Source organism: Vibrio sp. 10N.222.46.A1 (assembly GCF_041473595.1).
Taxonomy (GTDB): Bacteria; Pseudomonadota; Gammaproteobacteria; order Enterobacterales; family Vibrionaceae; genus Vibrio; species Vibrio tasmaniensis_A.
The window spans coordinates 1-10,781 of sequence record NZ_JBFRSN010000422.1; the positions used below are offsets into that span (position 1 = coordinate 1).

Below are 10,781 nucleotides of genomic sequence, written 5' to 3' on the forward strand. Positions count from 1 at the left end.
TGGCGAGGTCTATACCATTAACGACGAAGTTTTGGCTTCGCTCGATCGGCTAGAAGATGTTCCTGTTGAGTATCGTCGCGAACAAATAGAAACTATATTTGGATTAGCATGGGTATATTTGTATCAGCTTGATCTAACGGCTAATAAAGAAATACTTTCGGGTGACTGGTGTAAGCGGGACAATCCGTAATAGTTATCTATCCGTAACATCTATGTATTCTGAGTTGTCGAACAAAAAGCCAGCATGTAAATGCTGGCTTTTTTAATGGCGTTAACTTGAAAAATAAGCGAGACGGTTAGTCTCGGTTAAGTTCAAGGAACTCTTCTACTTTTTTCACCATGTTCTTAGAACCGACAAAGAAAGGCACACGTTGGTGCAGTTCTGTTGGTTTTATATCCATGATGCGTTGGGCGCCATCGGAGGCAATACCGCCAGCTTGCTCCATGATGAAGGCTATTGGGTTGCACTCGTACAGCAGACGTAGTTTACCCTGAGGGTGGCTTTGCGTACTCGGGTATAAGTAGATACCGCCTTTCAGAAGATTACGGTGGAAATCTGATACTAGAGAACCGATGTAACGTGATGTGTAAGGGCGGTTGTCGCTTGGCTCATTTTCTTGGCAGTACTTGATGTACTTTTTAACACCCGTAGGGAAGCGAATGTAGTTACCTTCGTTGATGGAATAAATCTTACCTTCATCAGGGATCATCATGTTTTCATGAGACAGACAGAAGGTGCCCAGAGATGGGTCGTAGGTGAAGCCATTTACACCTGCACCAGTTGTGTAAACAAGCATAGTTGAAGAGCCGTAAATTACGTACCCCGCGGCTACTTGCTTGTGTCCTGGCTGTAGGAAGTCTTCTTGTGTTGGTGGGGTACCAACAGGTGATACTCGACGGTAGATAGAGAAGATTGTCCCAACAGATACATTGACATCGATGTTTGAAGAACCATCAAGTGGGTCCATCAGAACGACGTATTTTGCGTTTTTGTTGAGCTCTTTATTGAAGGCGACAGCTTCGTCTTCTTCTTCACTTGCAACACCACAAACTTGATCACGAGCTTCTAGAGCCGCTTTAAACTTGTCGTTCGCGTAAAGGTCTAGCTTTTGCTGTTCTTCACCTTGAACGTTGTCTGTACCAACAGCGCCAGTGATGTCGACTAGACCAGCCTTGTTGATCTCACGGTTAACAATTTTTGCAGCAAGTCGAATAGACGACAAAAGGGATGATAGATCACCGCTTGCATGGGGGAAGTCACTCTGTTTCTCAACAATGAACTCACCAAGGGTGCGCATCTCAGACATGTTATTTCCTTAAACTTCTCTCAATATTAGGGGGATTTGAGCACTATAGAATTTGCCTCTTACTCGGACTTTATTCACCTAGACGCCTACTTAAATTCTAAAGGTTAGATCTTTTTAATGGTAATGAACTAAGCGACGCAGATCTCACTTACTATGTCGACTAAATTTGTTTTGCATTGCTACTCGCTTTTAATCGCCATTTAATGATAATGAGTGCAGTAGTTTGATTTAGACATGGTTCATTTAGCCAAGCGTTTGGAAGCAATTTATGCATATTCATATCTTAGGAATTTGTGGCACCTTCATGGGAGGTGCTGCGGTATTGGCTCGTCAATTAGGTCACAAGGTTACCGGTAGTGACGCGAATGTTTACCCACCAATGAGCACTTTGTTGGAGTCTCAAGGGATTGAAATTATTGAAGGGTTTAACCCAAGCCAGTTAGAACCAAGGCCTGATCTCGTGGTGATTGGTAATGCGATGAGTCGTGGCAACCCGTGTGTTGAGTATGTATTGGATAACAACCTTAGATACACCTCAGGCCCGCAATGGTTGCAAGAGTTCTTGTTGCATGATCGTTGGGTATTAGCGGTATCGGGAACGCATGGCAAGACAACAACATCGAGCATGCTGGCTTGGATTTTAGAAGACTGTGGCTATGCGCCTGGCTTCTTAGTGGGCGGCGTGTTAGGTAACTTTGGTATCTCTGCTCGCCTTGGTGAAAGCATGTTCTTCGTGGTCGAAGCTGACGAATACGACAGTGCTTTTTTTGATAAACGATCTAAGTTCGTTCACTACCACCCAAGAACCTTGGTAATGAATAACCTCGAGTTCGATCATGCTGACATCTTCGATGATCTTGAGGCGATTAAGCGTCAGTTCCACCACTTAGTGCGCACTGTGCCAGGTAATGGCCGAATTTTCTCTCCTAAAGAAGATACGGCGATTCAAGATGTTTTATCTCGCGGATGCTGGAGTGAGACAGAATCGAGTGGTGAACAAGGTGATTGGGATGCCAAGAAGCTGGTTAAAGACGGGTCTCAATTTGGAGTGTACTTCCAAGGCGAATGCGTAGGAACTGTCGACTGGAATTTGGTTGGCGACCATAACGTCAATAATGCTTTGATGGCGATTGCAGCTGCGCGACATGTAGGGGTGACACCTGATTTAGCGTGTGAATCGTTGGCGAAGTTCATCAACACCAAACGTCGTCTAGAGTTTAAAGGCGAAGTGGCAGGCGTTTCTGTCTATGACGATTTTGCTCATCACCCAACGGCAATTGAACTTACGCTGAGCGGTTTACGTAATAAGGTCGACACGAAAAAAATAATTGCCGTTTTAGAGCCTCGTTCTGCCACAATGAAACGTGGAGTGCACAAAGAAACGCTGGCTGATTCGTTGAAGCAAGCGGATTCTACTTACTTATTCCAACCCGATAACATTGATTGGTCAGTACAAGACGTCGCCGATGCGTGTCACCAACCCGCGCACGTGAGTGATAACATGGATGCATTCGTTGCTAAAATTGTCTCTGAGGCACAAGCGGGTGACCAAATCTTGGTAATGAGTAATGGTGGCTTTGGTGGTATTCACCAGAAACTGTTGGATGGATTGGCACTCAAAGGCTAACGCATCCTCGACCTTATAATTTGAAGTAATTGAGAACATGACAAAACACGATAAAGCGATAACTCTGGCTTTCACTGGCGCATCCGGTGCGCCTTATGGCCTGCGTTTACTTGAATGCCTTTTGGCCGCCGATTATCAGGTCTACTTGCTGATATCATCGGCAGCGCGAGTAGTGTTGGCGACCGAGCATGAACTTAAGTTACCTGCTGGGCCAGATGCTGCGAAACAAGCTTTGGTTAAGCATTTAGATTGCGACCCAGAAAAGCTGGTGGTGTGTGGCAAAGATGATTGGTTCTCACCGGTTGCCTCTGGTTCAGCAGCACCGAAGCAGATGGTGGTGTGTCCATGCTCTGCGGGAAGCTTGGCATCGATTGCTCATGGCCTATCAGATAACTTGATCGAGCGTGCAGCAGACGTGGTTATGAAAGAACGAGGACAGTTGTTGTTGGTGGTTCGTGAGACGCCATTTTCTACGTTGCATTTAGAGAATATGCACAAACTCTCGACCATGGGCGTGACGATTATGCCTGCAGCTCCGGGTTTTTATCATCAACCTAAGTCGATTGAAGACCTGGTCGACTTTATGGTGGCACGTATTCTTGATCACCTTGGTATCGAGCAAGGTTTAGTGCCACGTTGGGGTTACGATCAACGTAATTGATCCAAACTTGATGGCTTATTGTTAAAAATCAAATTACAATCCTGAACACTCATCGGGGAGCGAACCATTCAAATAATGAATGCGAGCTGAGATCAAGCAAGTGCTTGGGACCCGTAAACCTGAACCAGATAATGCTGGCGTAGGAATTGAGTTAGGAACAACCTCTACCGTTCTCCTCCCTCAAACCTGTGCCGCTCAGACCATGGAGAGCGTCCAGTGAAATTAACATTAACAACTCTTGCTGTTACTACAGCCATCTCTTTTTCTGCCTTCGCAGCAGACAACACCTTAACGGTTTACACTTACGACTCTTTTGCTGCGGATTGGGGCCCTCGTCCTGCCGTTGAAAAAGCATTCGAAGAAAAGTGTGGTTGTGATGTGAATTTTGTCGCGTTAGAAGATGGAGTGTCTATTCTAAACCGCTTACGTCTTGAAGGTGGCAACAGCAAAGCTGACATCATTTTAGGCCTAGATAATAATCTCATGGCTGAAGCGAAATCTACAGGCTTATTGGCTGAGCACAGTGTTGATACATCATCTGTGACGCTTCCTAACGGTTGGAACGACAGTACCTTTGTTCCTTATGATTTTGGTTACTTTGCGTTTATCTATAACAAAGAGAAGCTAGCAAACCCGCCAAAGAGCCTGAAAGAACTGGTTGAGCAACGTGACGATCTTAAGGTTATCTATCAAGATCCACGTACATCAACACCAGGCCAAGGCATGATGCTATGGATGAAGTCGGTTTACGGTGATGAAGCAACTGCAGCATGGAAGAAGCTTGCTCAGAAAACTGTGACTGTGACTAAAGGTTGGTCTGAAGCTTACTCTATGTTCCTAGAGGGCGAGTCTGATTTAGTGTTGTCTTACACAACTTCCCCGGCTTATCACATCATTGCAGAAAGTGATTCTAAGTACGCAGCTGCAAGCTTTGAAGAAGGTCATTACACTCAAGTGGAAGTGGCAGCGAAGGTTAAAGGTAGCAAGAACGAAAAGCTTGCCGATGAGTTTATGGCATTTATCTTAAGTGATGAGTTCCAATCGGCGATGCCTACTGGCAACTGGATGTACCCAGTGACCGATGTTGAGCTACCAAAAGGGTTCGAGCAACTTACGGTTCCTCAGAAAGCGCTAAGCTTCACACCAGAAGAGATCGCCGAGAAGCGTAAGCCTTGGATTCGTGAATGGCAGAGTGCACTTACTTTTTAACTTATTATTTAAGAAAATGAGTTTTCTAACGTACTTTTAAAAAACTAGCTTTCTGTATTTAAAGGTTCATTCGTTATGTTTGGAGTGAACCATTTACGGTAAAAAATCGATTTATGATAAAGAAAACACCTAAGGTCGGGGTTTGGGTTGCGATACTCATTACCGCCTTCGTGGTTTCAGCAGTTGGGGCATTGCTTAGCAATGCCCCTTCTCTTGATATCAGCCAAGTATGGTCCGATCCTTACTATTGGCATGTAACGAAATTCAGTTTCTATCAAGCGACACTCTCAACGATGCTGAGTGTTGGCTTTGCTATACCTATTGCTCATGCTCTATGTCGCAGACAATTTTTTGGACGGGCCTTGTTGTTAAGGCTGTTTGCTTCGACCTTGGTTTTACCCGTATTAGTTGGCGTATTTGGTTTGCTAGCTATTTATGGTAACAGTGGTTGGTTAGCTAAATTTCTGGCGAACTTCGATATTGAATTGCCATTCTCGATCTATGGGTTGAATGGTATTTTGCTCGCACATGTCTTCTTTAACCTGCCTTATGCTAGCCGTTTACTTTTACAAGCTTTAGATACCGTACCTGCCGAGCAGCATAAGCTTTGTGCTCATTTGGGTATGAGCCATTGGAATAAATTCAGATGGGTTGAATGGCCTCGTTTAAGACAGCAACTGCCACATGTGTGTGGTTTGGTCTTCATGCTGTGTTTTACCAGCTTTGCTACCGTGATGGCACTAGGCGGAGGACCTAAATCAACCACTATCGAACTCGCTATTTATCAGGCGATTAAATTCGACTTTGACCTGCAGGCTGGTGCCTTGCTCGCGATATGGCAAATGCTGCTGTGTGGTGTGCTAGCTGTGAGCATTCAACGCCTATCGAAACCTATTTCAGTGACAGCCAGTCAATTGTCGGAAGAGAAATATTTGGTTAAGGATAGCTGGTGGTCAAAAGCTTGGGATAGCTTTTGGATCATCACCGTCTCAATGCTGGTATTGCCGCCATTAGCTATGGTTATCGTCAGTGGCATTAACTCGCAGGCATTAATCGTACTGAGCAGCGAGCCGTTTTGGGCTGCGTTAATGACCTCGGTTAAAGTCGCGTCATTAGCAAGTGTTATCGCGGTTGGTATTGGTATCGCCATACTGCTGACTAGTCGAGCATGGCGCTTACAGAATAAGAATTTTCGAGCCGATAAAATCGAGCTGATTGGCACTATTATCTTAGTTACTCCCGGGCTTGTGATCAGTACGGGGCTCTTCTTATTACTGCGTTCATTCACCGATGTTTTCAGCTTAGCTTTCTTTATCGTGATTGCAGTAAACAGTTTAATGGCGCTTCCTTACGTAATTAAAACCTTGGCTCAACCTATGCTGCATTTGTCTCAGCAGTATCAGTATGTGTGCGCAAGTTTGGGAATGACTGGTTTCACGCGTTTTAGGCTAGTGGAGTGGCGTGCATTGCGAAAACCGATGGCACAAGCTTTCTCGATCAGCTTTATGTTAGCAATGGGTGACTTAAGTGCGATTGCTTTGTTTGGTAGCCAAGATTTTAGAACTCTGCCTTTGTACCTATTCCAATTATTAGGCAGCTATCAAATGGAAGCCGCAGCTGTGGTTTCCGTGAGCTTACTGTTACTGAGTGTTGGCAGCTTTAGCCTGATTGAATTTTTATTTACTCGAAGATCTAAGCTCGATGCTAAAGAGTTGAGGAACCGATGATGTTAGTGATGAAAGATGTGGACTACCACTATCACAGAGAGTTGTTTTGCTTTGATTTTCAAGCTGAGCAGGGCGATATTGTTGCGCTGATGGGGCCAAGTGGCGCAGGTAAATCAACGCTGTTGGCATTGGTTGCTGGGTTTATTGAGCCCACTTCGGGTGAGATCTCTGTAGCGGGACAATCACTGATTGGCAAAGAAGCACATCAGCGTCCATTAGCGATGTTGTTTCAAGAGCACAATTTGTTTGCCCATCTCACCGTACGTGAAAATATTGGCTTAGGCTTGCATCCAGGGTTAAAGCTTACGGCAACTCAAAAGCACGAAGTCGAACAGGCCGCTGCACAAGTGGGTGTCGCGGAGTATTTAGATAGATTGCCTGAGCACTTATCGGGCGGTCAACGTCAGCGTGTCGCGTTAGCTAGATGCTTTGTTCAGCCTCATGATATTTGGCTGCTTGATGAACCTTTCTCTGCGCTTGACCCTTTGCTTCGTGAGGAAATGCTTAACCTTGTTAGGCGATTAGCCGCCGAGCGAAACATTACGGTATTGATGGTTACTCACCACTTAGGTGATGCACGCAGTATCGCAAATAAGTTCGTTTTTGTAGCGCTAGGTAAGGTGTTGGTTGCAGACTCGATAGAGACACTGACGGCTGAACATCCACAGCAAGAGCTAAGCTCGTTTGTTAAAGCGGGTGAATGATAATTTTTCACTCCTGTGAGTACTTCTTAATATTGAGTACTTATTGATATTGAGAGCTTCTTGATATCGAGTGCGTCAAAAACAAAAAGACCTAGCATGCGCTAGGTCTTTTATTATCTTTCTGATTAAAGGGCGGCGAAGATTAGTCGCCTAGCTTTAGCTCTTTTAAGATTTGGAATATTTCACGAGAAGACTTAGCCGGTTTGTTTGCCGCTTTCTCTTTGTTAGCTTGACGAGCGAGCTGACGAAGACGTTGACGGTCTGCTTCAGGGTACATTTCCATAACGTCTGAAATGGCCGCATCGCCTTCTGCAACAACACGATCACGCAGTTGTTCTAGTTTGTGCAGTTCAACTGTTGCTTGAGAGTGTTTGTTGCGAATCTTATCTAAAGCCGCTTGAATTGGCTCTGGATCGACACTGCGCATTACTTTACCAATGTATTGAAGTTGACGGCGTTTCGCTTCATTTTTAAAGCGTTGTGCATCTTTAATCGCTTGTGCCAAATCTTCAGACAGCGGAAATTTGTCTAATACAGAAGGCTTTAGGTCAACAAGCTCTTCTCCCAGCTTTTGCAGGGCGTCCATGTCCGTTTTCATTTCTGTCTTACTTACCCAGATGATTTCTTCTTCTGGTTCCCATGGGGCTTTTTGGTTTTTGCGAGCCATCTTTTCTGCCTATGTCACTATCTCAAACGAATATATTGCCTATTTTAGCAAGAATCTTGGGGAGAAAGCGAAATTCTTGTTATCCTACGTAATATTGACCTAAAAAATTAGAATAGATATGGATGTAAAACAGCAAGTCGCCCAACAACGAGTTGAGCTAGAAGCCGCAGTAGCTAAAGCGTTGGATATGGCATCAGTGAGTGCAGACGCCGCTGAGGTTGCTATTACTAAGTCAACGGGTTTAAGTGTTTCAACACGTATGTGTGAAGTGGAAAACGTTGAATTTAATAGTGATGGTGCTCTAGGTATTACTGTTTACCGCGGTCAGAAAAAAGGCAGCGCATCTACATCTGATCTGAGTGAGAAGGCAATTGCTCAAACAGTCGCGGCTGCGCTTGATATCGCTCAGTACACTTCTGAAGACCCGTTTGCTGGTCCTGCCGCAAAAGAATACATGGTAAAAGAAATTCCAGATTTGGATCTTTTCCACCCTGATGAACCAAACCCTGACTATGCCGCTGAGATTGCAATTGCTGCTGAGAAGCAAGCGCTAGCTTATAGCGACAAGATCAAACAGAGTGATGGCGCAAGCTACGACAGCCATTATGGCGTTAAGGTTTATGGTAACAGCCATGGCTTACTAGCCAGCTACGCTTCAAGTCGCCATAGCACGAGCTGCTGTGTGATTGGACAAGGCGCTAACGGTGAGATGGAGCGAGACTACAGCTACACCGTTGCACGTCACCGTGATGAGCTATGGACGCCTGAGCGCGTAGGTCAAGAAGCAGCTGAAAAGACAATTAGCCGTTTGGATGCGAAAAAGCTACCAACAGGCCAATACCCAATCATGTTTGCTAACGATGTCGCGACTGGCTTGATTGGCCACCTTGTGATGGCGATCAGTGGTGGTAACCTATACCGTAAGTCATCGTTCTTATTGGATCACCTAGGTCAGAAAATTCTACCTGATTGGTTTAACATTTCTGAGCGTCCTCATATCTTACGTGGTTTGGCTTCAAGCCCATTCGATAGCGAAGGTGTGTTCACTCAAGATCGTGAAATCATCACTGATGGTGTGTTAGCAACTTACCTGCTAACTAGTTATGCCGCACGTAAAATGGATATGACACCAACAGGCCATGCTGGTGGTATTCATAACTGGTTCGTTAAATCAACGGGTCAAAACTTTGAGCAGATGCTAAAAGAACTAGGCACCGGCTTCCTTGTGACTGAAGTAATGGGTCAAGGCGTTAATACCGTGACCGGTGATTATTCACGTGGCGCAGCAGGTTTCTGGGTTGAGAATGGAGAAATCCAATACCCAGTATCTGAAGTGACGATCGCGGGTAACCTAAAAGACATGTTCACTCAGATTGTTGCGGTTGGTAACGATGTTGAAACGCGTTCACAAATTCAAACGGGTTCTATCTTGCTTGAGTCGATGAAAGTCGCGGGTGACTAATGAAGTTAGCGCCAATATGATGAATTAAAAAAGGGAGCCGATGGCTCCCTTTTGGTTTTCTGTATTTCGCCAAAAATAGGCTAGCTGCTTATGATAACTAGATCAGTATGGTTGCTAAGCCTAAGAACACCGATAGGCCAATAACATCGGTTACTGTGGTCAGTGCCATACCGCCTGCCAATGCCGGGTCGATATTCATCTTTTTCAGCATTACCGGGATGGTTACACCGGCGATACCAGCGACAATCAAGTTGGTCATCATCGCTGCTGAGATGATGCCTCCCAGTATCCAGTTACCTTTCCAAGCAACCACAATACCACCAATGATAACAGCCCATAACACGCCGTTTAGGAAGCCGATGGCCGCCTCTTTGAGTAGTAGTTCGCGTTTGTTACTGTCACCGATATGACCGAGTGCTAAACCACGAATCACAAGCGCAACGGTTTGGTTACCAGCAACCCCGCCCATTGAAGGTACGATAGTCATTAGAACCGCAATCGCTGCCATTTGGTCGAGTGTTGCTTCAAACATATTGGATACAGATGCAGCAGCAAGTGCAGCGAGTACGTTGGCACCCAACCAGACACTACGACGACGAGCAGATTTTACGACTGGAGCGAAGGTATCTTCGTCATCGTCCATACCCGCCATGCTCATCATTGAGTGCTCGGCGTCTTCACGGATAACATCAACCACGTCATCGATAGTGATACGACCAACAAGATGCTGGTTACTATCAACAACGGGTGCAGAAACCCAATTACGACGTTCGAACAGACTGGCGATATCGGAAGCACTGGTTTCAACCGCAATCGCTTCGTCAGCATCTTCCATCACTTCGGAAACCTGAATATCGGGCTGAGTCGTTACTAGTGTGGTAAGCGATAGGTTACCGATCAGACGTTCTTCTTCATCAATAACATACAGAGCATCGGTTGCGTCGGGCAATTCGCCACGCATACGCATATAGCGCAATACAACGTCGACATCGACGTCGCCACGAATCGTGATTACGTCGGTATTCATGATCGCACCCGCTGAATCTTCTGGGTACGAAAGGGCGGTTTCTACTAATGCACGATCGACGGAGTCCATTTGAGAAAGGACTTCGCGAGAAACATCGTCGGGTAGGCTTCGAAGTACGTACGCGACGTCATCGGTTTCCATACCTTCTGTTGCTTCTGCCAAGGTTTCTGGTGCCATTTTCGACACAAGCGCATCTTTGACGTCTTCGTTTAGTTCATCAAGAATTTCACCGTAGTCTTCTGGATCGGTGAGTTGCCAGAGTACGTCACGACTTTTGCGAGGGGAGGCTTCTAAAAGGTGTGCAATATCTTCAGGTTCCATGTCCTGAAGTTGTCGACGTACGTGAACAAATCGGCCGTTTTCTAGGGCTTCGCTGACTTCTTGGAGGGT

General features: G+C 45.5%; 10 protein-coding genes and 1 riboswitch. Of the genes, 7 read left to right on the top strand and 3 right to left on the bottom strand.

Annotated elements, in window-relative coordinates:
• Positions 1-190, top strand: a 190-nt coding sequence (locus AB4496_RS13130; RefSeq protein WP_372131117.1) for a gamma-glutamylcyclotransferase, incomplete at its 5' end; no start/stop codon positions are given.
• Positions 191-296: 106 nt separating this feature from the next.
• On the opposite strand, the gene fbp is transcribed toward AB4496_RS13130, so the two are convergent.
• The gene (gene fbp, locus AB4496_RS13135; RefSeq protein ID WP_009847754.1) at positions 297-1,307 is read right to left on the bottom strand and encodes a class 1 fructose-bisphosphatase; all 1,011 of its coding nucleotides are present in this window, start codon (positions 1,305-1,307) and stop codon (positions 297-299) included.
• 268 nt (positions 1,308-1,575) lie between these two features.
• On the opposite strand from fbp, the gene mpl reads away from it, so the two are divergent.
• The 5 genes from mpl (at position 1,576) to thiQ (ending at position 7,235) form a co-directional block, all read left to right on the top strand.
• The gene (gene mpl, locus AB4496_RS13140; RefSeq protein ID WP_009847753.1) at positions 1,576-2,934 is read left to right on the top strand and encodes a UDP-N-acetylmuramate:L-alanyl-gamma-D-glutamyl-meso-diaminopimelate ligase; all 1,359 of its coding nucleotides are present in this window, start codon (positions 1,576-1,578) and stop codon (positions 2,932-2,934) included.
• 37 nt (positions 2,935-2,971) lie between these two features.
• The gene (locus AB4496_RS13145; RefSeq protein WP_009847752.1) at positions 2,972-3,595 is read left to right on the top strand and encodes a flavin prenyltransferase UbiX; all 624 of its coding nucleotides are present in this window, start codon (positions 2,972-2,974) and stop codon (positions 3,593-3,595) included.
• A 43-nt stretch (positions 3,596-3,638) separates the two neighbouring features.
• A riboswitch (TPP riboswitch) is annotated at positions 3,639-3,758 on the top strand.
• A 53-nt stretch (positions 3,759-3,811) separates the two neighbouring features.
• Positions 3,812-4,804, top strand: coding sequence for a thiamine ABC transporter substrate binding subunit (gene thiB, locus AB4496_RS13150; RefSeq protein ID WP_009847751.1), 993 nt, complete (start codon positions 3,812-3,814; stop codon positions 4,802-4,804).
• Positions 4,805-4,917: 113 nt separating this feature from the next.
• A complete protein-coding gene (gene thiP, locus AB4496_RS13155) occupies positions 4,918-6,531 on the top strand; it encodes a thiamine/thiamine pyrophosphate ABC transporter permease ThiP (protein WP_009847750.1) in 1,614 nt (537 codons plus the stop codon).
• Positions 6,531-7,235, top strand: a complete 705-nt coding sequence (gene thiQ, locus AB4496_RS13160; protein WP_009847749.1) for a thiamine ABC transporter ATP-binding protein — start codon at positions 6,531-6,533, stop codon at positions 7,233-7,235. The genes thiP and thiQ overlap by 1 nt, the downstream gene beginning before the upstream one ends.
• 142 nt (positions 7,236-7,377) lie before the next feature.
• On the opposite strand, the gene yjgA is transcribed toward thiQ, so the two are convergent.
• Positions 7,378-7,902 carry a ribosome biogenesis factor YjgA gene (gene yjgA, locus AB4496_RS13165; protein ID WP_009847748.1) on the bottom strand — a complete coding sequence of 175 codons (525 nt, stop codon included), beginning with the start codon at positions 7,900-7,902 and terminating at the stop codon, positions 7,378-7,380.
• Positions 7,903-8,020: 118 nt separating this feature from the next.
• Here yjgA and pmbA point away from each other — a divergent pair, with 118 nt between their 5' ends.
• Positions 8,021-9,364 (top strand): metalloprotease PmbA, encoded by a 1,344-nt coding sequence (gene pmbA, locus AB4496_RS13170; protein ID WP_009847747.1) that lies wholly within the window; start codon positions 8,021-8,023, stop codon positions 9,362-9,364.
• A gap of 97 nt (positions 9,365-9,461) precedes the next feature.
• Here the strand turns inward: pmbA and mgtE are convergent.
• Positions 9,462-10,781 (bottom strand): magnesium transporter (mgtE, locus tag AB4496_RS13175; RefSeq protein ID WP_372131119.1); only part of this gene is annotated, 1,320 nt, incomplete at its 5' end.